The sequence below is a fragment of the Arthrobacter sp. SDTb3-6 genome (assembly GCF_013376095.1).
In the GTDB taxonomy this organism is placed as follows: domain Bacteria; phylum Actinomycetota; class Actinomycetes; order Actinomycetales; family Micrococcaceae; genus Specibacter.
This window is the reverse complement of the sequence record NZ_JAAMFN010000022.1, coordinates 28,061-48,636: the sequence shown is the minus strand read 5'-3', so window position 1 is coordinate 48,636 and position 20,576 is coordinate 28,061. Positions and strand designations below refer to the sequence as shown.

Below are 20,576 nucleotides of genomic sequence, written 5' to 3'. Positions count from 1 at the left end.
GGCCTAGATCTCCATCCCAAAGTGTTCGCTGAATCGTATGTCGCCCTCGATCATGTCGTGCATGTCGGTGACCTCGTTGCGGAACATCAGGGTCCGCTCGATCCCCATGCCGAAGGCAAAGCCTGAATACTCGTCCGGGTCGATCCCGGCCGCGCGCAGCACGTTCGGGTTGACCATGCCGCAGCCGCCCCACTCAATCCAGCGCGGGCCGCCCTTGGCACCGGGGTGCCAGATGTCCAGTTCGGCGGAGGGCTCGGTGAAGGGGAAGTAGTTCGGGCGCAGGCGGATGCTGGCCTCGTCGCCGAACATGAGCCGGGCAAAGTGCTCCAGGGTGCCGCGCAGGTCCGCCATGGACAGCTTTTTGTCGATGGCCAGGCCCTCAAACTGGTGGAACACGGGGGTGTGCGTCGCGTCGAGCTCGTCGGTGCGGAACACCTTGCCGGGGCACAGCACGTAGACGGGCAGCTCACGTTCCAGCAGGGAGCGGACCTGCACCGGGGAGGTGTGGGTGCGCAGGAGCAGGTGGGCCTCGGGCGGCTCCACGAAGAAGGTGTCCTGCATTTCGCGGGCCGGGTGGTCCGGCTTGAAGTTCAGGGCGTCAAAGTTGAACCACTCGGATTCCAGCTCCGGGCCTTCGGCAATTTCCCAGCCCATGCCCACGAAGATGTCGCACACGCGGTCCTGAAGGGTGGACAGCGGATGGCGGGCGCCGGCACGGCGGCGGCGCGGGGCGGCGGTGACGTCGACCGTTTCCTCCACCAGGATGCGGGCGGCGTCCTCGGCCTCGAGCACCTCGGTGCGGGCTGCGAGCGCCTTGGCAACACGGCCCCGGGAGGCCCCCATGAGCTTGCCGGCGGCGGCCTTGAATTCCTTGGACAGCCCGCCGATCCCCCGGTTGGCCAGGCTCAGCGGCGACTTTTCGCCGGTGTGCGCGAGGCGGGCGGCCTTGAGCTCCTCCAGGGTGGCGGCGGCCGCGATGGCTGCGAGCGCCTGCTCGACGGCGGCGCCGACGGCGGCCTCGTCCAGCGGGTCCGGGACGGCGGGGGTGGTGGTCGATTCGGGCGCGGCGGCCGTCTTCTGGGGCGTGTCAGACATCTGCAGTTTTTACCTAAGCTCGTGTGCGGGTAAGCGGCGGTCAGCGCGGGCCGCCACACCCAGTCTAAATGACGGCCCGCACGGTTTTTGAATGGCGGCCGGGCCTTCCGCCGCCCCCACGGCAGTGACTCGTTGCCCATTCGCCATCCCCTTCCTGCGCGCGCGTTGCTAGGCTCAGGGCATGGGCGCCCGTTCATTCCAGCTGCCAAGGCGTACGACGCCGGCCTTCCTCCTGTCGCTTTCGGCCGTCCTCGCACTCTTCCTGTCCGGGTGCGGCGCCCCCTTCGCAGCCCGCCCCACGCACTACACGCCGGCACCGGCCGCCCTGCAGGACAAGGTGGATTGCCTGGCCACCCCATATTGGAATGAGCCCCTCATGACGGCGCCTCCTGCGGTGGCGGACAAGATGGGCAGTGTGCCCCGGGGCTTTGTGCCGGTGGACGTCGTCGTGTGCCCGCCGGGGCAGCGCATCGTCCCCCAGGCCGGCCCGGAGCCGGCCCGGGCCACCATCCTGGAAGAGCACCACGCGGGGAACTACGGGCCCCTGCTGGCGGCATTGGCACAACCCAGCGACCGGGAGGAGGGCGGCGCGTGTTTCTCCATGGCGGAAACCATTCCGGACCTGTGGCTGGTTGATGCCCGTGGCAAGGCCGTCCACGTCCAGTGGCCGCGCACCGGCTGCGGATTCCCCAAGCCCGGGACCCGGGAGGCCCTGGCGGCCCTGCCGGTGTCATCGTCGAAGACCATCGACACGCGGCCGTCCGGCGCCGTCGAGCAGTTCACTCCCCCGCCTGCACGGGTCCTCGCCGGCGCTGACTGCCTGACGACGGCCCGCTGGTATGAAGGCAACGGCACGGCCGACCCGTCCGCCAAGGACATGGGCAGTATTCCGGCGGGCTTCGAGCCTGCCGCGGCAGTGGAATGCACTGCCTTCGGCCCCAACGCCACGGACGCCCGGGGCACGTGGCGGACCATAACGCAGAAGAGGTTCACGGGGGATCTGGCGCCCCTCGTGAAGGTCCTGCGCTCCCCCAGTGACCGGGCCCCGGGAAAGCTGGTGTGCGAGGCAAACCTGGAAATCATCGCGGACCTTTGGCTGGTGGACGCCGGGGGCCGGGCGGTCCATGTGCAGTGGCCGCTGACAGCGTGCGGGAAGGCCAAGGAGGGTCCCAAGGAGGCGCTGGCCCGGCTGACAGTTGTGCAGACCACGGTTTTGAAGGCCGTGCGCCTACCGGCCCCGCAGCCCAAGGACCTGCCCGCGCCCCCGGCCACGGCAACGGCACCGTGAGGGCCGCCCTGCGGGCCCGGCAGTGGGCCAACATGCTGAACCTTTCCACCCCTGCGGGCCTGCTCCTTGCTGCACTGGCGCGCACCCGGGTTGAGCCGGGCCCGCAGGGACTGCTGCTGGGCACCGGCTACCGGCCCACACTGCCGCTCGCCGGGGCGTTTACGGTGGGCAGTGTCGTTTTCTACCGGGCGGACCGGGCCTTCATCGACTCCCGCCCGGAGCTGCTGGCACACGAGGCGGGCCATGCCACGCAATATGCCTGGTGCCTGGGGCTGCCGTTCCTGCCCCTCTACGCCGCCTGCGCCGGGTATTCGTGGTGGCGCACGGGGGATCCCGGGAGCCGGAACTTCTTTGAACGCAATGCGGGCCTGGCGGCCGGCGGCTACCGGCAGCTGCCCACCATCGCCCGGCTGCCGGCCTTGCGCCGCGCCCTGCGCCGGACGTAGCTTGGCAACAACACAGCTTCGGCACCAGCGACAGGCGGGGCGGCCGCCGTCGGCCGGCAGCAGGGAGGCATCAGCATGGGTGAGACCACCACACCGGACACCGTGACGCTCACTGGACAGGGCACCGTCCCCGCGGCGCCGGACCAGTTCCACATCAACGTCGGCATCGAGGCCCAGCGCGGCACCGTCCGCGCTGCGTACGCGGCTGCCACGGAGGCGCTCAACGCCGTGCAGGCCCGGCTCCTCGCCCTGCAGGTGCCCCGCGGGGCCGTCAGCTCCACGGCACTGGACGTCCGGGTGGACACGCGCTGGCAGGACCGCGCCGCCCCCGTCGTCACCGGCTACACGGTCTCCTCAACCCTGAATGTTCTCCTGCGCTACGACGACGGCGCTGAGGACGTCATTGCCGCGGTGGTGGATTCGGGCAACGACAGCGTCCGGCTCAACGGGCTGACCCCCGCCCTGTCCGATGCCACGGCCGCCCAGGATGCGGCCCGCACCCTGGCCTGGGCCGACGCCAGGCGGGCCGCCGAGCTCTACGCGGACATGGCCGGGCGCAGGCTCGGCGCAGTGCGCTCCATCGCCGAAGCCGGGCCCGCCCTGCCCGGCCCCAGGCCCCTGTTTGCCCGGGCCGCAGCCATGTCCGCGGACGCGTCCATGAAGATTGAACCGGGCCAAGGCAATGTCTGGGCGTCCGTCACCGTGACGTGGGAGCTGCTCTAGGGCTCCGGCGCGGCCCTGCACCGCGGGCCTGCCGGATTCAGGCCTGCGGAATCGTGATCTCGCGCTTGAGGATCTTTCCCGTGGGGCCCTTGGGCAGCGCGTCCATGATGACCACGCGGCGCGGGTACTTGTAGGCGGCCACCCGGTCCTTGACAAAGCCGCGGATGTTCTCTGCGAGCGCTGCCGGGTCATCGGCGCCGTCGGCCCCGGCCTTGAGCGCCACCGCCGCATAGATTTCCTCGCCGTGGACGTCGTCGGGGCGGCCCACGACGGCGGCCTCGGCCACGGCCGGGTGTTCGTAGAGCACCTCCTCGACTTCGCGCGGGTAGACGTTGTAGCCGCCGCGCAGGATCATGTCCTTCTTCCGGTCAACGATGAAGAAGACACCGTCCCCGTCCCGGCGGCCGAGGTCCCCGGTGCGGAACCAGCCATCCGGAATGGCCGCCGCGGTGGCCTCCGGATTGTTCCAGTAGCCCTTCATCACGTACGGGCCCGCCACGGCGATCTCCCCCACCGCGCCGGGTTCGACGTCGTTCCCCGCCTCATCGACCACCCGCAGCTGCGCACCGGTCACCGCCGTTCCCACGGACCCCGGCTTGCGGATGCCGTCCACCTGGTTGAAGGTGACCACCGGCGACGTCTCGGACAATCCGTAGCCTTCGAGCATGGTGGCGCCAAAGGTGCTTTCAAACTCGTGCAGGATTTCCAGCGGCAGCGGCGAGCCGCCGGACGCTGCCAGGCGCAGGCTGGAGAGGTCGTAGTTATCGCGCCCGGGCGTGCGTAAAAGGGCAATGTACATGGTGGGGACGCCCTCGAAGATGGTGACCTTGTCCCGCTGGATGATCTCCAGTGCCTTGACGGGGTCGAACTTGGGCAGGATGGTCACGGTGGCACCGGCCAGTACGGCCGAGTTCAGGGCGCAGGTCTGGCCGAAGATGTGGAAAAACGGCAGGCCGCCAAAAATGACGTCCCCGTCGCGGCTGCTGAACAGGCTGACGGACACTTCGGCATTGCTGCGCAGGTTTTCATGCGTCAGCTCCGCCCCCTTGGGCTTGCCCGTGGTGCCCGAGGTGTAGAGAATGACGGCGGTATCGCCGGCCTCCGCCGGGGCCACCCCGGCGATGGGGTCCAGGGGCCCGAGCAGGGCCATGAAGCCGGCGTCGATGGGGATGATGGCGGTGCCGGTTTCAGCGGCGGCGGGTGCCACCTCCGCCATGACCCCCTCCCAGGCAAACGCGAGCGACGCGCCGGAATCCCTCAGGTGGTAGGCCACCTCGCGCGCCTTCAACAGCGGGTTCAGGGGCACCACGATGGCCCCGTACCGCAGGATCCCGTAATAGATGGGCGGCATCTGCGGCAGGTTCGGCGAAATCAGGGCCACCCGGTCCCCCGGCTTGATGCCCCGGTCCGCCAGCAGCGCGGCCACCTTGCCGCTGAGCACTTCCAGGGCGGCGAAGGAAATCTCAATGTCGTCCATCTTGATCGCGGTGCCTGACGGGTTTCTTTGTGCGGACACGCCCACCATGGTGGCCAGGTTCGTCATGACGGCTCCTTCTACCTCTGCAGGGAGGCATCGTCGCCTCCTGCCCACAGCCTAGCGCGCCATGATGTGATGTGGACCATATTCCGGCCCCGCCGGCAGGGAGGGCTCCGCGGCCTTTGCCGTCATTGACGAAAGCTAGAAAATATGTTCGAATAATTTCCATGAGGTGGAACGCACAGCAACTCAACCAGCCGCCCCTGGCCCTTGAGGGCGTGCCGGCGGCAGCCCCGCTGCTCCCCCTGGCCGGCCTGGTCAAGAGCGTACAGACGCCCGGGTTTGCCGGCATCACCTTCCACGAGGTGCTGTCAAAGAGCGCCCTGAACAAGGTGCCCGCCACCTCGTCGATGCCGTTTGAGTGGACCGTCAACCCCTACCGCGGGTGTTCCCACGCGTGCGTTTACTGTTTTGCCCGGAAGACCCACACCTACCTGGACCTCGACGCCGGGGCTGACTTTGACTCACAGGTGGTGGTCAAGGTCAACGTGGCCGAGGTGCTGCGCAGGGAGGTGCACAAGCCCTCCTGGTGCCGTGCGCATGTGGCACTGGGCACCAACACGGATCCGTACCAGCGCGCCGAGGGCAGGTACCGGCTCATGCCCGGCATCATCTCCGCCCTGGCCGATTCCGGCACCCCGTTTTCGATCCTCACCAAGGGAACACTCCTGTCCCGGGACATCCCCCTGCTGCAGGCGGCGGGCCGCCAGGTCAGTGTGGGCATGGGCATTTCGCTGGCCCTGCTCGATGAAGGGCTCGCCGCGGCCATCGAACCGGGCACGCCGGCACCCAGGTCCCGGCTGGCCCTCATCGGCAAGCTGCGCGACGCCGGCCTGCCGTGCGGGGTGATGTCGATGCCGATCCTGCCGTGGCTGACGGACTCCGAGGAGTCCCTTGACGCCTTGTTTGCCGCCCTGGCCCATGCGGGGGCCACCGGGGTCAGCGCCGGCGCGCTGTACCTGCGCCCGGGCACGCGCGAGTGGTTCATGCAGTGGCTGGCCCGGGAGCATCCGGCGCTGGTGGGCCGCTACCGGCGGCTCTACAGCCAGGGCTCCTACGCACCCAGGGACTACCGGCAGTGGCTGGCCGCACGCGTCAATGCGGCCAAGCGCCGCCACGGCTTCGGCGGCACGGCCGGCTTCATGCATGATCCCCGCCAGGAAGAGGCCGCCTACCCGGCCGGCAGCCTGCCCATCGGCGGGTCCGGCCACCGGACGCCCGGCGGCGGCACGGCCCGCCAGGGCAGCGCCAAGCAGGACAGCACCAAGCAGGACAGCAACCGGGCACGGCGAAGGGCAGGGGCCGCCGTGCCTGCCCCTGCCCTTTTTGATGCTGCGCCGATGCTGTTCTAGCCCTCGGGCTGCGCCCGTTTCTCCGCCACGGCTATCCGCTCTTGCGGCGGAATTCGCGCTTGTGCTGCGCGGCCCCGTGCTGGGCGCTGATCTTGGCGCCGTTCGCCGCCTCCACGGACCCGTGGTGCTGGTTCTTCTTGTTTTCCAGCGCCTGGCGGAATTTTTCCTTCATTTCCTCGCTGGCGCTGCCAGCCTCAGCCGGTGCTGATTCGTTGTGGTTCTCGGACGGTGTCACTGCACAACCTCCTTGCGCTTTAGGGCTAAACCCCAGTGTGGCACAGGGGCAGGGGAATTAGACACCCTCAGGCAGGCGTGTCCAGCTCCTGAAGGGCCCGCACGATGGGCAGGTCCGCCGGAATCCACGGCAGCTCCAGGACTTCCGTGCCGTGCAGGGGCACCCAGCGCAGTTCGTCGTGGTCTTCCAGGGGTGCCGGGGCTCCCTCCGTCACCTCTGCCAGCCAGACGCGCATGGCCGCCGGGGCGGCGAGGGGCCAGCCTTCCGGCATCGGGCCGGCCAGCTCGGCGCCCAGGCGGACCGTGATGCCCAGTTCCTCCGCCAGTTCGCGGTGCAGTGCTTCCCGGGCGCTTTCGCCGGGTTCCACCTTGCCGCCGGGGAATTCCCACATGCCGGCAAATTCCGGCGGCGCCGTCCGCCGGGCGGCGAGCAGGCGCGTGGGCCGGGCCAGCGAATCCACAAGGGCTCCGCCCACAATTTGTTTGGTTGGGGTTTGTTTGGTTGGGGTCACGGACCCAGCATAGGCGCAAGTAGACTGGGGATGGACAGCGCCGTCCTGTCCACCTATTTTGCGGCCCGTCGCGCCGCCCGCCCCAAGCCGACCGGCGGGGGCGAAACCGCCCCGCTGGGAGACCCCGCCATGACCACCACCGGCACCCTGCCCCAAACCAGGGCGGCCTCGCCCAATGCCGCCGCCTGGGCCATCTTTGCCCTGGCCATCGGCGGGTTTGGCATTGGCACCACCGAATTTGCCATGATGGGCCTGCTGCCCAATGTGGCCGCAGGAGTGGGTGTGTCGGTGCCGGAGGCCGGACATGTCATCTCCGCCTACGCCCTCGGGGTCGTGGTGGGCGCCCCGCTGCTGGTGGCCGTCAGTGCCCGATGGCGGCGCAAGACGCTGGCGCTGGCGCTGATGGCCCTGTTTACGCTGGGCAACCTGTCCTCGTTCTTCGCCCAGGACTACACCACGCTGATGGTGACCCGCTTTGTGGCCGGCCTGCCCCACGGTGCCTACTTTGGCGTGGCGGCGGTGCTGGCCGCCTCCCTCGTGGCCCCCACCAAGCGGGGCCGGGCCATCGCCATGGTCATGATGGGGCTGGCCGTGGCCAATGTCGTGGGCGTGCCGCTGGCCACGCTCGTGGGCCAGCAGTTCGGCTGGCGGCTCATGTTCGTCCTGGTCGCTTTCATCGGCGTGGTGACCATCGTGTTCATTGCCGTGATCATCCCGTCGCAGAAGGCCCACCCGGATGCCAGCCTGCGCCGTGAGCTGGGCGCCTTGAAGCGCGGCCAGGTATGGCTGACGCTGTTGGTGGGCGTGGTGGGGTTCGGCGGCTTCTTCGCCGTCTACACCTATGTTGCCAACACAATGACGGACGTCGCCGGGTTCCCGGCGGACTTCCTGCCGGTAATTGTGGGCCTGTACGGCCTGGGCATGGTGGCGGGCAGCTTCGTCGGCGGCAAGCTGGCGGACTGGTCCGTGCTGGGCAGCATCTACCTCATGATGGCCTTCATCGCCACGATGCTGGTCCTTTATGCGTTTACCGTGCACATCCAGTGGCTGGCACTCGTGATGATCTTCGTGATCGGCGCCTCCGGGTCCATGCTGATCCCGTCGCTGCAGACCCGGCTGCTGGACGTCTCCCCCGGGGCCCCCACCCTGGCCTCGTCGCTGAACCACTCCGCGCTCAACCTGGCCAACGCACTGGGGGCCTTCGCCGGCGGTCTGGTCATTTCCTGGGGCTGGGGGTTTACCGCGCCCGCGCTTGTGGGCGCCGTCCTGGCCGTGCTGGGGCTGGGCATCGCCCTGGCCAGCGGGCTGCTCGACAAGCGCACGAAGGAAGCGAAGGCGGCCCAGGCCACCGCCCTCCGCCAGGCGCCCCCCTGCTAGGGCAGGGACTGCTTCGGCACCGAGGGGATGTCCGGTTCCAGGTAGATGACCTTGGCAATGGGAACCGCGGCGCGCACCCGCTTTTCCGCGGCGTCAATGGCCTGGGCGATCTGGGCCCCGGTCTCCGACTCCGCCACGGCGATCTTGGCCGCCACCAGCAGTTCCTCGGGCCCCAGGTGCAGGGTCTTGAGGTGGATGATGCTGCTCACGCCGGGTCCCACGAGGGACGCCTCGATGGCCCGGATGTCCTCCTCCGTGGCGGATTCGCCCAACAGCAGCGACTTTGTTTCCACGGCCAGGACCACGGCCACCGTGACGAGCAGCAGGCCGATGAGTCCGGTGCCGGCCGCATCCCAGTGCCCGTTGCCGGTAACAAGGGTCAGGCTCACCCCGAAAAGGGCAAAGATCAGGCCAAGCAATGCCGCTGAGTCCTCAAGCAGCACGGCGGGCAGCTCCGGCGCCTTGGCGGTCCGGATGAACTCCACCCAACTCTTGGAGCCGCGGGTGTGGTTGGATTCCTTAATGGCAGTCCGGAAGGAATTCCCCTCCAGCACGATCGAGCCCACCAGCACCACCAAGGGCACCCATGCCCACTGCACATCCATCGCGTGGGGGTGCTGCCATTTTGAATATGCTTCATAGAGCGCGAAGACGCCGCCGACGCTAAAGAGGATGATGGAGACCAGGAACGCGTACACGTAGCGTTCACGGCCGTAGCCAAAGGGATGCTCCGGGCTTGCCTGCCGCTTGGCCCGGCGTCCCCCAAGCAGCAGCAGGAGCTGGTTGCCCGAATCCGCAAGCGAGTGGACGGATTCCGCCAGCATGGATGAGGACTGCGTCAGCAGGTACGCCAAAAACTTCAGCACCGCGATGGACAGGTTTGCCGCCAGCGCGGCGATGATCGCCTTGTTGCCGCCGCCATGGGCCATGATGGATTCCCCTCATGAAAGCCCAGGCCGGGCCGGACCCGGATTGAGCGTGTGGTTGTAGTGGTTGGGCGCGCGTCTCAGTCCGCGCGGCGCTGGGCACGCGCGCTGGCGTACAGGCAGACGGTGGCGGCCGTGCCAAGGTTCAACGACTCCGCCTCGCCGTAGACCGGCACGGCCACGCGATGCTCGGCCAGGGCCTTTTCCTCCCCGGCCAGGCCCTGGGCCTCGTTGCCGAACAGCCACAGGGTGGGCGTCTCCAGCTCATATTGTGAGTCGGGGATCTGTTGTTCAAAGGCGCGGGCGGCGCTTTCATCCTGCAGCAGGTCCAGGTTCAGTGAACCATAGCCGTCCGCGGCCAGGATGCCGATGCCGGCCGCCTTCGCCGCGTCCACCACCTCGGACAGCTCGACGCCGCGCACCACGGGCAGGTGGAAGAGCGAGCCGGCCGTGGAACGCACAGCCTTCGGATTGTAGATGTCCACGCTGGAACTGGTGAAAATGACCGCGTCGGCCCCTGCCGCGTCGGCGGCACGCAGCACGGTCCCGGCGTTGCCGGGGTCCTGGACGCGGCACAGCATGGCGATCAGCTTCGGCTTGGCTGCCAGCACTTCCGCCAGCGGCACGTCGACAAAGTTGCACACGGCCACGATCCCCTGCGGGGTGACGGTGTCCGTCATGGCCTGCAGGACCAGGTCGCTGGCGATGCGCACCTGCAGCCGGGAGCCGGGGTTGGCTGCCAGTTCCAGCAGCTCGTCGTGGCGTTTGAGGCATTCCACGGTGGCGTAGACGGCCTCCACCACGGCGCTGCCGCCGGCCTCCAGGCACTCCCGGTGGGCCTGCAGCGCCTCCCGGACGCCCTGCGGGCCTTCCACAAAAAACTGCCGGCGTTTTAAACGGCCCGAGCGCCCTGCCAGCTTCGCAACGTCCCTCACTCGATCTGCTCGAGGATTGGTCATTGCATCAGCTGGCGGGCGCCCGGGTTCACTCATGTTTAGGACTTTAGCAGTCCCCCTGCGGGATTACGGAACACCGGGTTCCGCTCCATCAGTGCAGTTACTTTGCCGCCGCGGCGGAGGTGTCAGACGGCAGTGCGGCCTTGGCCAGCTTCACCAGCGCGGCGAACGCACCGGCGTCGTTGACGGCCAGGTCGGCCAGCATGCGGCGGTCAACCTCGATCTCGGCAGCCTTCAGGCCCTGGATCAGGCGGTTGTAGGTCAGGCCGTTGGCGCGGGCCGCAGCATTGATGCGCTGGATCCACAGGCGGCGGAAGTCGCCCTTGCGCTTGCGGCGGTCGCCGTAGCTGTACACGAACGAGTGCAGCAGCTGCTCCTTGGCCTTGCGGTACAGGCGCGAACGCTGTCCGCGGTAACCCTTTGCGCGCTCAAGAACAACCCGACGCTTTTTGTGGGCGTTTACCGCCCGCTTCACACGTGCCACGTGCGTACTCCTTCAAGTTTTGTATCCCAAGCCAATCATGCCAGGGAAGGCGTTTATGGAAGGGTGCCGGGCCCGGAACGGGACCCACACCCATTGACTTGCGAAATTAGATGCCGAGCATCTTCTTGATGTTGCGGACGTCGGCCTTGGCAACCAGGAGGTCACCCTTCAGGCGGCGCTTCAGGCTGGAGGGCTTGTGCTCCAGGTAGTGGCGGCGGTTGGCCTGCTGGCGGCGCAGCTTGCCGGAACCGGTCAGCTTGAATCGCTTCTTGGCACCACTGTGTGTCTTCATTTTAGGCATGAGGACCTGTCTCCTTACGTATCCACCGGCGCTGCCTGTGGTTCTCTTGCAGCGACCGGTTGGGTCACTGTCGGGGTGTGTGTTCACCGCCGAACCGGGTTATCCCCTATTCGGCTGGGTTCTTGGTGTCGGCGGCTGCCGCGCCCTTTGCAGGGGCGGGCTTGGCCGCCGGCTTCGCTGCTGCCTTCGCAGCAGGCCGGGCTGCCGGCTTGACGGCCGGCTTTGCCATGGGCTTGGGCATCGGGACCGGCTTGGCAGCCACGGGCTTGGGTGCGGCCACGGGCTTCGGCGCGGCGGCCGGCACCTTGGCTGCAGGTGCCTTGGCTGCAGGTGCCTTGGCTGCCGGCTGGGCCGGGGCCTTGGCTGCGGGCTGGGCCTTGGACTCCGCAGCCCTGGTCTCGGGAGCCTTGGCTGCCGGGGCCTTTGCTGCGGGGGCCGCCGGTGCGGCGACGGGTGCCTCCTCGGCTGCCGGGGCGCTGGCCGCGGGTGCGTCCTGGGCTGCGGGAGCCGGGGCGGCTGCCGCGCCGGCGCCTTCGTTCAGGTGCAGGCCCTGGGGAAGCAGGTCCGCGAGGGACTGCGTCATCGGCGCCTTGTTGTTCCGGTCCACGTCAACGCGGGCGGTGCCGTTGGCCACGGCCTCGTTGTGTGCCTTGGCATCGGCCCGCTGCTGCTGGCGGCGCGCTTCAGCCTTGGCCTCGGCCTTGTTCTTCAAGGGGCCGATCACCATGACCATGTTGCGTCCGTCGATCCGTGGGCTCGACTCGATGACGCCAACCTCGGCCACATCCTCGGCAAACTTCTGGAGCAGGCGGATGCCCATTTCCGGACGCTGCTGCTCGCGGCCGCGGAACTGGATCATGGCCTTGACCTTGTCTCCGGTGCCGAGGAAGCGGAGGGCGTGCCCGCGCTTGGTCTCATAGTCGTGCTTGTCAATTTTGAGGCGGAAGCGGATTTCCTTCAGAACGGTGTTCGTCTGGTTCTTCCGGGCTTCGCGTGCCTTGACGGCCGCCTCGTACTTGTACTTGCCGAAGTCCATCAGTTTGCACACCGGCGGCTTCGCCGTCGGTGCTACCTCAACCAGATCCAAGTCCGACTCGGCAGCCAAACGGAGGGCGTCTTCAATGCGGACGATCCCTACTTGTTCGCCTGCCGGCCCAACCAACCGCACCTCGGGGACGCGGATACGATCATTGATGCGTGGCTCGCTAATGTGTAACTCCTGTTGACTAAAAGGAAGGTGAGCGCCATCAGCAAAGAAGAAGGCCTCCCATCGCTGATGCAATCGGAGGCCTCGATGATTGGTGCCGCGACGTCCTGTCAGGACAGCGGCCCGCCTTCGTGTCCGAAGGCGCCAACCGGAACCAGACAACGCCATCACTGGGTCGAAAGGTGGGAGAGGACTCCACTTGCAAACCGGACACAGCCTTCGTGGCGGGGTTTTGGCCCCGCTGAAGTAACAGCACCCAGTCGGTCTGTGACAAGCTTAGCAGTATGAACACCCCAGAGAATAATTCGGACACCAGCCACCGCAACAGCTTCGCACCCGAGGAAACACTCGGCGACGCCGAGGCCGCCTCGGTGGTGCGGGACATAGCCGAGGTTCCGGCGGTGGAAGTCATCACCACGGCTGCCGTCCACCTCATGAGTGCCGCCGCGGTCAAGTGCGGGCTGGCCGCCGGCCCCGACGCCGAGGAGCTGAAGGACCTGGACGAGGCCCGCAAGTTGATCACTGCCCTCGCCGGCTTCGTCACGGCGGCAGCACCGGAGATCGGCAGCCAGCACGCCGGTCCCTTGCGCGACGGCCTGCGTTCACTGCAGCTGGCCTTCCGTGAGGCCTCCGAATTCCCGGACGCGCCCGGCAAGGGCCCGGGGGAAAAGTACACCGGAGCCGTGAACTAGCAAGCCGCCCTGAGGGGGCCGGCTGCCACACCAACAGGGGTGGCAGCCGGCCCCCAAACGTTTTTAGACCGGGTCCGGTTTAAACCGGGTCGGGTTCTTCCAGCAGGCCGTCAAGCCCGGCACGCTGCGCCCCGGCGGGCGCTGCAGCGGTTCCGGCCCGCCGCCGTCGGGCGTACTGGGCCGCCAGGCCCGCCAGCGCCAACACCCCGGCCAGGATGCCGATGACGGCGAACCCCGCCCACGGTCCGACGGCATCGATCATGGCACCGGCGAACGGGGCGCCCATGGCGCTGCCGAGCGTCATCGACGAGCCGTACCAGCCCATGGCCTCACCGCGGCGGCGCTCCTCCACCAGGTCCGCAATGTGCTCGGCACTGGAGGTCAGCACCGGGGCGCACAGGAATCCGGGCAGGATCGAGAGCAGCCCCAGCGTCCACGCATTGCCGGCGAAACCCATCGGAATGGTGAGCAGGGCCATGGCGCCCAGCAGCCAGAGCGGGTTGATGGACCGTTTCAGCGAGCCGTAGACCAGCCCGCCCACCAGGGAGGCGCCGCACCAGAAGAAGAACACCACGCCCAGCTCGCCCACCTGGCCGTTGGCGCGCAGCATCGCGACCATGCCAACGTCGGTGCCGGACAGCACCAGGCCGGCACCGAGTGAGGCACCCAGCACGGCCAATACCGCCAGGTTCACCCACACCAGGTTGCTGCGGGCGCCGCCCCACAGGCGTCCCAGCCGGCTGGTCCGGGCCTGGACGTTCCCGGCGGCAATCCTCGCCGGCCCCTTCGGCCCGGCTTCGGGCGCCGGCACGGCCCCGGCCGGATCCACCCAGGCCCCCTTGTGGCCTGAGCGCGTGGGCGGATTGGTCCACATCAGCAAAAGGCCGGCAAGGGCCGCGGAGACGCCAATGATGACCAGCCCCACCACGGTATGGATCGTGGTGGCCAGCACCACGCCCGCGGCCGGGCCCACCATGAAGGTGATCTCTGCGCCCATCGAGTCCAGTGCGTAGGCGGTCCGCCGCTGTCCCGGCGGGACCATGACCCCGAGGGCCTGGCGGACCACGGAAAAGATTGGCACGGCAAACAGCCCCCCGATGACGGCCGCCACCACCAGCAGCTGGTAGTTCAGGAAGGGCGCCACGGACCACACGGCCACTTCGGCGATCACGGACGGAACCAGCGCCCGGCGCAAACCCAGGATGTCCACCTGCCGTCCACGCCAGGGCGCGCCCAACGCGATCCCGACGGTGACGGCGGCAGCCACGGAACCGGCCGCGGCATAGCTGAGGTTCATGGTCTGGACCACGTGGAGCGTCAGCAGCACGCCGGCGGCCGCATGCGGAATCCGGGCGATCATGGCGATCACGAGCAGCCGCCGGACCGGCGCAATCGCGAGCAGCTGCCGGTAGTTGGCAAAGTTCACTTCGTTTTTCTTTTCTCTTGCAGTCCACCGCAAGAGGGCGCCGGGGCAGCCTTGCCGGGGAACTAAGGGGTAGGTCCGGGATGGTGCAACCGCACCTGCATGGAGTCAACGGCCTGCGCGAAGTGTTCATTCCCCGCCCAGTATCCCTGCAGGGCGTGGAGGAGTGCGTTGAGCGCGGACTGGTCGAGGCCGGGCGCCAGGGTGATGGAGACGGCCAGTTCGGGACCTGCCCCGCCGCCGGCCACCATGTGGCCGGCCGGGGAGCTGCCGCTGTCCCACAGGGATTCCACGCCCGGGCCGGCCTCGGCGGCAATGCGCAGGACGGCCGGGTTGCCGACGGCAGCCACCGAATCTTCCAGCACCTGCCGCACGGCGGGGTCCACATAGCTGGGCAGCCACTCCCGCTGTTGCGCCAGGGCCCACATGGCCGGCCGCCGCACCACGAACGGCCGCGCCGAACCGGGGTCCAGCACCATCAGCTGCGCATCCTCCGACACGGCGGACAGGGCGGCCCGGGCCGCATAGACTGCCACTGGCCGCGCCTCCGGGTGCCAGCGGGTGAGTGCGTCGGCCCTGGTGAAGGCCGGCAGTGCCCGGCGCCCGTCAGGAGCCTGGAGGGTGACCAGGGCCATGTCCGATTCCTTGTCGGACACCAGCCCGTTTTCCCCCACGGTTTGTTCGGCGAGCTGGGCCACGATGGGAATGAAGACCCGGGCCTGCGCCAGCGCGGCCACCACCTCCTCTTCCGCACCGGTTCCCGCCAGCAGCCGCTCGACGGCGCCGGTGTAGGAGGGGTCGGCGGTGCCGTCGTCGGCGTCGAAATTGTGGTACGTCCCACCGTCCGGCAGCGTCCGGCCGTGCCATGGCTGGCCGGCGGAGTCCGTGCTGCCGCCGGCGCCGGCAAGGGCGGAAGCGATGTGTCCGGGCAGCTGTTTCCTGGGCGACACTTCCATGGCGTTTAGCGGCGTCCGGCGACGTCCAGTGCCTGGGGCAGCGTGAATTTCCCCGCATACAGTGCCTTGCCCACGATGGCGCCTTCGACGCCCTCACCCACCAGGCCGCGCAGCACACGCAGGTCCTCCAGGCTGGAAATTCCGCCGGACGCCACCACGGGCTTGGCGGTGCGCGTGCACATTTCACGCAGCAGTTCCACGTTGGGGCCGCGCAGCGTGCCGTCCTTCGTGACGTCGGTGACCACGTAACGGGCGCAGCCGGCGTCCTCGAGGCGCGCCAGGACGTCCCAGAGCTCCCCGCCTTCCTTGGTCCAGCCGCGGCCGGCGAGGGTGGTGCCCCGCACGTCCAGGCCGACGGCGATCTTGTCGCCAAAGCGTGCGATGGCGCGGGCGGTCCATTCGGGGTTTTCCAGGGCGGCGGTGCCGAGGTTGACGCGCGCAGCGCCCAGTTCCAGCGCCCCTTCCAGGGAGGCGTCGTCGCGGATGCCGCCGGACAGTTCCACCTTCACGTCCAGGGCCTGGACCACCTCGCGGAGCAGTCCCTGGTTGGAGCCGCGGCCGAACGCAGCGTCCAAGTCCACGAGGTGGACCCATTCGGCGCCGTCGTTCTGCCAGTTCAGGGCCGCCTCCAACGGTGAGCCGTAGCCGGTTTCGGAGCCGGCTTCGCCTTGGACGAGCCGGACGGCCTGGCCGTCGGCAACGTCGACGGCGGGCAGCAGTTCCAGGATGGGGTTGGTGGTCATCGGGTCCTCAAGGTGTTGGTGGCGGGCGGGCGGCACGGGCCGCTCAACCCTTTAGGGTGAGCAGGTACGCGGCCACGAGAGACATGGCAGCGAGAATGACGAAGCAGATGGGGAGCCAGCGCGGCGTCTTTTGCTGGTAGAAGGTGTAGGCGCCGCCAATCAGGAGGCCGCCCAGGGCCATCAGGAGCAGCGAGTACATCTAGGCGGCCGCCTTCAGCGACTGCACCCAGTTGCGCAGCAGGCGGGCCCCGGCGTCGCCGGACTTTTCCGGGTGGAACTGGGTGGCGCACAGCGGGCCGTTCTCCACGGCGGCAATGAACGGCGCACCGTGCTCGGACCAGGTGACGGCCGGCGGCTTCATCTTTGGCTGGATGACGTCAAAGTCCCAGGACTGGACGCCGTAGGAGTGGACGAAGTAGAACCGTTCGTCCTCGACGCCGGCGAAGAGCATGGACCCAACGGGTGCCTTCACCGTGTTCCAGCCCATGTGCGGCACCACGGCGGCCGGCAGGAGTTCCACCGTGCCCGGCCACTCCCCGATGCCTGCTTCCCGCACACCGTGTTCCACGCCGGCCTCGAACAGGACCTGCAGGCCCACGCAGATGCCCAGCACGGGGCGGCCGCCGGCCACCCGCCGGCCAATCATCCTGATGGCATCCACGGCCTTCAGTTCTGCCATGACGGAGCCAAAGGCGCCCACGCCGGGCACCACGAGTCCGTCGGCGCCGAGCACGTCGTCGGGGCGCGCGCTCAGGGTCACCCGGGCGCCCGCGCGCTCCAGGGCCCGGACGGCGGAGCGGACGTTGCCGGAGCCGTAGTCCAGGACCGTGACGGTGGGTTGCGGTGCCGGCGCGCTCACAAAAGTCCCTTGGTGGACGGGATCCCGGTGACGCGCGGGTCCTTTTCAACGGCCGAGCGCAGGGCCCTGGCAAACGCCTTGAACTGGGCTTCGACGATGTGGTGCGGGTCCCGGCCGGCGATGAGGGTCATGTGGAGGCAGATCTGTGCGTGCAGGGTGATGGCCTCAAACACGTGGCGGGTCAGCGAGCCGGTGAAGTGCCCGCCGATCAGGTGGTATTCCTGCCCCGCGGGTTCGCCGCTGTGGACCAGGTAGGGCCGCCCGGAAACGTCCACCACGGCGTTGGCCAGGGCCTCGTCAAGCGGAATGGTGGCCTCGCCGAAGCGGCGGATCCCGGCCTTGTTGCCGAGCGCCTCGCGCAGCACCTCGCCCAGGGAGATGGCGACGTCCTCCACCGTGTGGTGTGCGTCGATGTGGGTGTCGCCGGTGGCCTTGACCTTCATGTCGATCAGCGAGTGCTTGGAGAGCGCCGTCAGCATGTGGTCGTAGAACGGCACGGAAGTGTCAATGTCCGAAACCCCGGTGCCGTCCAGGTTGATCTCGACGAGCACGCTGGATTCGCTCGTGGCGCGTTCAAGGCGTGCCGTGCGTCCCTGGCCGGACTGCGGGCCGTTTTCGGTCATTGTTCTTGGGGTCCTTTGCTTCCTGGGGCGCCCGATGACGGGCATGGCATGGCACGTGCAACGTTCGTGTTGGTGTACCACCAGTTTAGACGCAAGGGCGCTGGTGTCCCGCCCCGGCGGCGGCACGACGCCGGGCGCCGCTGCGCTATTTCGCCAGGATGGCGCGCAGCCCGTCCAGGAACGCGGTGGTCTCGGCCTCCGTGCCGGCGGTGACGCGCAGGTGGCCGGGGATGCCGACGTCGCGGATCAGCACGCCGGCGGCCAGCAGTCCGGCCCACACGGCCGCGGGGTCGGCCAGGCCGCCGAAGAAGACAAAGTTGGAGTCCGACGGCGCCGGCGCCAGCCCCATCGCCAGCAGTTCAGCCACGATGCGGTCGCGCTGGACCTTGATGGCCTCGACGTTGGCCAGCAGGGCGTCTGAATTGCGCAGGGCGGCAACGGCCGTGGCCTGGGTGATGGCCGAGAGATGGTAGGGCAGGCGGACCAGCCGGATGGCATCGGCAACTTCCGGGGCGGATGCCAGGTAGCCCACCCGGGCCCCGGCCAGGGCGAAGGCCTTGCTCATGGTGCGTGAGACCACCAGGCGCGGCCGGCCCTCAAGCAGGGACAGGGCACTGGGGGTGCCGGCGTGGGCAAACTCCGCATAGGCCTCGTCAACGATCACGATGGCTTGGGAGGCCTCCCCCGCCGCATAGACCGCTTCGACCACATCCAGCCCGATCGCCGTGCCGGTGGGGTTGTTGGGCGAGCAGAGGAAGACAATGTTGGGGGCCTGCGCCCGCACCTGTCCGGCGGCGGATTCGGCCGTGAGGCTGTAGTCATCCCCGCGGACGCCTGCCACGTAGGCGGTGCCGGTGCCGCTGGCCAGCAACGGGTACATCGAATATGTGGGGGGGAATCCCATGGCGCTGCGGCCCGGGCCGCCGAAGGCCTGGAGCAGCTGCTGCAGGACCTCATTGGAACCGTTCGCGGCCCAGATGTTTTCTTCGACCAGGCCGTGGCCCAGGTAGGCGGCCAGCGCCCGGCGCAGTTCGGTAAATTCGCGGTCCGGGTAGCGGTTCAGCCCGTCCAGCTCGTCAGAGACGGCCTTGAGGATCGCTTCCTTGGCATCCAACGGCACCCCGAAGGTGTTTTCATTGACATTGAGCAGGATCGGAACGTCCAGCTGCGGCGCGCCATAGGGATGCTGGCCGCGCAAATCGTCACGAAGGGGCAACTGGCTGAGACGTTCAAACTGGTCCATCCCACCAGTTTAAGGCGGCAGGAGGCCTGACACGAACTTGTGACGCCCGGGGACCCTGTGGCCTACTCCGGGAGTGGGACGTACAGGCGCTGTCCGGCCTGAAGGACATTGCTGCCGAGATTGTTCAGGGACACAATGTCAGCCACGACGTCACGTACGTCACGCGTGCCGGCGCTGGCGGCCGCGATCGACCACAGGCTGTCGCCCTGCAGGACGGTGACGGCCGCAGGGCCGCCCAGGCCGGCGCCGGCATCCCGGGTCGACGCCTTGGCCGGGCTGGCCAGGGAACCGAGCAGGACGGCCAGCAGGGAAAAGACCAGCACGGACGTCACCGCGAGTGCCGGCAGGCCAAGCAGCAGCATGCGTCCGCGCCGGGTCAGGCGCAGCCCCGTGGCGGCCGTCGGACGGTCCGTTCCCGCCCGACGCGGCGTGGAGGCGGCCAGGGCCGGACCCGGGCGGGAAATCACCAATGCACTCATGACTTCATTCCTTTCGCAGGGACCCCGCCACCTTGGCGGCCACCCCTCGGGGAGGACCGCAAACACCTGACTGGAGACGACTTCCATGCACAATATGTTCGATAGAACGTATGTTCTATCCTTGCTCTCTTAGTTTTAGCATCTATTGACGACGCTTGCCAAGACTCGATAGAACAAATGTTTGAAATTCGTCGATATCGGGCTTAATCTTGAGGGAAAGGATTCGCCAACAAGAGCAGTCCACCAGCAGGCACTGACATTATTGGCTGCATCCCCAGAAAGGATCGAAGGACCATGGCGCTACCGGAACCTCCGCATCGAATCCCGCAGGCCCCCAGCAGGGCAGGAATGAAGGGGCTTACGGTGCGGCAGAAGAAGATTCTCGAATGCATCCAGCGCTCCATTGCCGACAAGGGATACCCGCCGTCCATGCGGGAAATTGGCGACAACGTGGGCCTGGCCAGCCTGTCCAGCGTGACCCACCAGCTGATCCAGCTCGAACGGCACGGATACCTGCGCCGCGACCCCAAGCGCCCCCGCGCCATGGAGGTGCTCATCCCGCTGGTCATTGACAACGGCACCGTGTCCATTGAGGGCGTCAACGACCCGGACCAGGTCCGCAGCTCGAACGGGCTGAACTTTGCCCAACTGAGCAGTGCCTCGGACACCGCCTTTGTTCCCCTCGTGGGACGGATTGCGGCCGGCGGGCCCATCCTGGCGGACCAGATGGTCGATGACATCATGCCGCTCCCCCGCCAGATCGTGGGCAGCGGCGAACTGTTCATGCTGAAGGTAGCCGGCGACTCCATGATTGATGCGGCCATCTGTGACGGCGACTGGGTGGTGGTCCGGCGCCAGAACATGGCCGACAACGGCGACATCGTTGCGGCGCTGTTGGACGACGAGGCGACGGTCAAGACGTTCCGCCAGCGCGACGGCCACACGTGGCTGCTGCCGCAGAACACGCGCTACGAGCCCATCCTCGGCGACGAAGCCACCGTCATGGGCAAGGTCGTCTCCGTCCTCCGCAGCCTGTAGGCAAGCCCGGAGCCGACATTTTTTGTCGGAGGCGTAAAGGAGGCGCCAAGGCCGCCCGCGGCCGCGGCGTCGAAGGGCCGAC

The 20,576-nt window shown here is 68.2% G+C and carries 24 protein-coding genes; 7 read left to right on the top strand and 17 right to left on the bottom strand.

Translation table 11 applies throughout. From position 1 onward, the window contains the following. Window positions 1–3 precede the first annotated feature (3 nt). Window positions 4–1,095 carry a phenylalanine--tRNA ligase subunit alpha gene (gene pheS, locus G6035_RS12030; protein ID WP_176617333.1) on the bottom strand — a complete coding sequence of 364 codons (1,092 nt, stop codon included), beginning with the start codon at window positions 1,093–1,095 and terminating at the stop codon, window positions 4–6. A gap of 181 nt (window positions 1,096–1,276) precedes the next feature. Here pheS and G6035_RS12025 point away from each other — a divergent pair, with 181 nt between their 5' ends. The 3 genes from G6035_RS12025 to G6035_RS12015 all read left to right on the top strand — a co-directional run bounded on the left by G6035_RS12025 (window position 1,277) and on the right by G6035_RS12015 (window position 3,552). Next, on the top strand, window positions 1,277–2,383 hold the full coding sequence (locus G6035_RS12025; RefSeq protein ID WP_176617332.1) for a hypothetical protein: 1,107 nt from the start codon (window positions 1,277–1,279) through the stop codon (window positions 2,381–2,383). Next, window positions 2,380–2,829, top strand: coding sequence for a hypothetical protein (locus G6035_RS12020; RefSeq protein ID WP_176617331.1), 450 nt, complete (start codon window positions 2,380–2,382; stop codon window positions 2,827–2,829). Before G6035_RS12025 ends, G6035_RS12020 begins: the two co-directional genes overlap by 4 nt. A gap of 75 nt (window positions 2,830–2,904) precedes the next feature. After that, window positions 2,905–3,552 carry an SIMPL domain-containing protein gene (locus tag G6035_RS12015; RefSeq protein ID WP_176617330.1) on the top strand — a complete coding sequence of 216 codons (648 nt, stop codon included), beginning with the start codon at window positions 2,905–2,907 and terminating at the stop codon, window positions 3,550–3,552. A gap of 37 nt (window positions 3,553–3,589) precedes the next feature. On the opposite strand, the gene G6035_RS12010 is transcribed toward G6035_RS12015, so the two are convergent. Further along, window positions 3,590–5,095 (bottom strand): long-chain fatty acid--CoA ligase, encoded by a 1,506-nt coding sequence (locus tag G6035_RS12010; protein WP_176617329.1) that lies wholly within the window; start codon window positions 5,093–5,095, stop codon window positions 3,590–3,592. Between the two features lie 161 nt (window positions 5,096–5,256). On the opposite strand from G6035_RS12010, the gene G6035_RS12005 reads away from it, so the two are divergent. After that, on the top strand, window positions 5,257–6,441 hold the full coding sequence (locus G6035_RS12005) for an Rv2578c family radical SAM protein (protein WP_176617328.1): 1,185 nt from the start codon (window positions 5,257–5,259) through the stop codon (window positions 6,439–6,441). A gap of 31 nt (window positions 6,442–6,472) precedes the next feature. Here the strand turns inward: G6035_RS12005 and G6035_RS12000 are convergent, their stop codons facing one another. Together G6035_RS12000 and G6035_RS11995 are read right to left on the bottom strand one after the other, a co-directional pair. Then, a complete protein-coding gene (locus tag G6035_RS12000; RefSeq protein ID WP_256884200.1) occupies window positions 6,473–6,676 on the bottom strand; it encodes a DUF5302 domain-containing protein in 204 nt (67 codons plus the stop codon). A 67-nt stretch (window positions 6,677–6,743) separates the two neighbouring features. Next, on the bottom strand, window positions 6,744–7,187 hold the full coding sequence (locus G6035_RS11995) for a (deoxy)nucleoside triphosphate pyrophosphohydrolase (RefSeq protein ID WP_371130997.1): 444 nt from the start codon (window positions 7,185–7,187) through the stop codon (window positions 6,744–6,746). A 129-nt stretch (window positions 7,188–7,316) separates the two neighbouring features. Between G6035_RS11995 and G6035_RS11990 the strand changes: the two genes are divergently transcribed. Further along, window positions 7,317–8,564 (top strand): MFS transporter, encoded by a 1,248-nt coding sequence (locus G6035_RS11990; RefSeq protein WP_176617356.1) that lies wholly within the window; start codon window positions 7,317–7,319, stop codon window positions 8,562–8,564. Here G6035_RS11990 and G6035_RS11985 read toward each other — a convergent pair. The 5 genes from G6035_RS11985 to infC all read right to left on the bottom strand — a co-directional run bounded on the left by G6035_RS11985 (window position 8,561) and on the right by infC (window position 12,399). Continuing rightward, window positions 8,561–9,493, bottom strand: a complete 933-nt coding sequence (locus G6035_RS11985; protein WP_176617327.1) for a cation diffusion facilitator family transporter — start codon at window positions 9,491–9,493, stop codon at window positions 8,561–8,563. The two genes, G6035_RS11990 and G6035_RS11985, sit on opposite strands and share 4 nt — an antisense overlap. A gap of 77 nt (window positions 9,494–9,570) precedes the next feature. Continuing rightward, complete coding sequence (locus tag G6035_RS11980; protein WP_176617326.1) at window positions 9,571–10,482, bottom strand: RNA methyltransferase; 912 nt, start codon at window positions 10,480–10,482, stop codon at window positions 9,571–9,573. A gap of 64 nt (window positions 10,483–10,546) precedes the next feature. Continuing rightward, the gene (gene rplT / locus G6035_RS11975; protein ID WP_176617325.1) at window positions 10,547–10,930 is read right to left on the bottom strand and encodes a 50S ribosomal protein L20; all 384 of its coding nucleotides are present in this window, start codon (window positions 10,928–10,930) and stop codon (window positions 10,547–10,549) included. Window positions 10,931–11,036: 106 nt separating this feature from the next. Then, window positions 11,037–11,231, bottom strand: coding sequence for a 50S ribosomal protein L35 (gene rpmI / locus G6035_RS11970; RefSeq protein ID WP_038467906.1), 195 nt, complete (start codon window positions 11,229–11,231; stop codon window positions 11,037–11,039). Between the two features lie 106 nt (window positions 11,232–11,337). Beyond that, on the bottom strand, window positions 11,338–12,399 hold the full coding sequence (gene infC, locus G6035_RS11965) for a translation initiation factor IF-3 (protein WP_371130996.1): 1,062 nt from the start codon (window positions 12,397–12,399) through the stop codon (window positions 11,338–11,340). 323 nt (window positions 12,400–12,722) lie between these two features. Between infC and G6035_RS11960 the strand changes: the two genes are divergently transcribed. Further along, window positions 12,723–13,130 carry a DUF1844 domain-containing protein gene (locus tag G6035_RS11960; protein WP_176617324.1) on the top strand — a complete coding sequence of 136 codons (408 nt, stop codon included), beginning with the start codon at window positions 12,723–12,725 and terminating at the stop codon, window positions 13,128–13,130. Between the two features lie 79 nt (window positions 13,131–13,209). Here the strand turns inward: G6035_RS11960 and G6035_RS11955 are convergent, their stop codons facing one another. From G6035_RS11955 to G6035_RS11920, 8 genes are all read right to left on the bottom strand, one after another. Next, on the bottom strand, window positions 13,210–14,556 hold the full coding sequence (locus G6035_RS11955) for an MFS transporter (protein ID WP_176617323.1): 1,347 nt from the start codon (window positions 14,554–14,556) through the stop codon (window positions 13,210–13,212). A gap of 62 nt (window positions 14,557–14,618) precedes the next feature. Further along, on the bottom strand, window positions 14,619–15,503 hold the full coding sequence (locus G6035_RS11950) for an SseB family protein (protein ID WP_371130995.1): 885 nt from the start codon (window positions 15,501–15,503) through the stop codon (window positions 14,619–14,621). Between the two features lie 11 nt (window positions 15,504–15,514). Further along, complete coding sequence (gene priA / locus G6035_RS11945) at window positions 15,515–16,252, bottom strand: bifunctional 1-(5-phosphoribosyl)-5-((5-phosphoribosylamino)methylideneamino)imidazole-4-carboxamide isomerase/phosphoribosylanthranilate isomerase PriA (protein WP_176617321.1); 738 nt, start codon at window positions 16,250–16,252, stop codon at window positions 15,515–15,517. Window positions 16,253–16,295: 43 nt separating this feature from the next. Then, window positions 16,296–16,451: a hypothetical protein gene (locus tag G6035_RS11940; protein WP_176617320.1), complete on the bottom strand. Its 156-nt coding sequence runs from the start codon at window positions 16,449–16,451 to the stop codon at window positions 16,296–16,298. After that, window positions 16,452–17,111, bottom strand: coding sequence for an imidazole glycerol phosphate synthase subunit HisH (gene hisH / locus G6035_RS11935; RefSeq protein WP_176617319.1), 660 nt, complete (start codon window positions 17,109–17,111; stop codon window positions 16,452–16,454). It abuts the gene before it with no gap. After that, the gene (hisB, locus tag G6035_RS11930) at window positions 17,108–17,734 is read right to left on the bottom strand and encodes an imidazoleglycerol-phosphate dehydratase HisB (protein WP_176617318.1); all 627 of its coding nucleotides are present in this window, start codon (window positions 17,732–17,734) and stop codon (window positions 17,108–17,110) included. The genes hisH and hisB overlap by 4 nt, the downstream gene beginning before the upstream one ends. Window positions 17,735–17,879: 145 nt before the next feature. Next, on the bottom strand, window positions 17,880–18,977 hold the full coding sequence (locus G6035_RS11925) for a histidinol-phosphate transaminase (RefSeq protein WP_176617317.1): 1,098 nt from the start codon (window positions 18,975–18,977) through the stop codon (window positions 17,880–17,882). A 62-nt stretch (window positions 18,978–19,039) separates the two neighbouring features. Continuing rightward, a complete protein-coding gene (locus G6035_RS11920; protein WP_176617316.1) occupies window positions 19,040–19,456 on the bottom strand; it encodes a LysM peptidoglycan-binding domain-containing protein in 417 nt (138 codons plus the stop codon). Between the two features lie 294 nt (window positions 19,457–19,750). On the opposite strand from G6035_RS11920, the gene lexA reads away from it, so the two are divergent. Further along, on the top strand, window positions 19,751–20,494 hold the full coding sequence (gene lexA / locus G6035_RS11915) for a transcriptional repressor LexA (RefSeq protein WP_218063152.1): 744 nt from the start codon (window positions 19,751–19,753) through the stop codon (window positions 20,492–20,494). The last annotated feature ends 82 nt before the right edge of the window (window positions 20,495–20,576 follow it).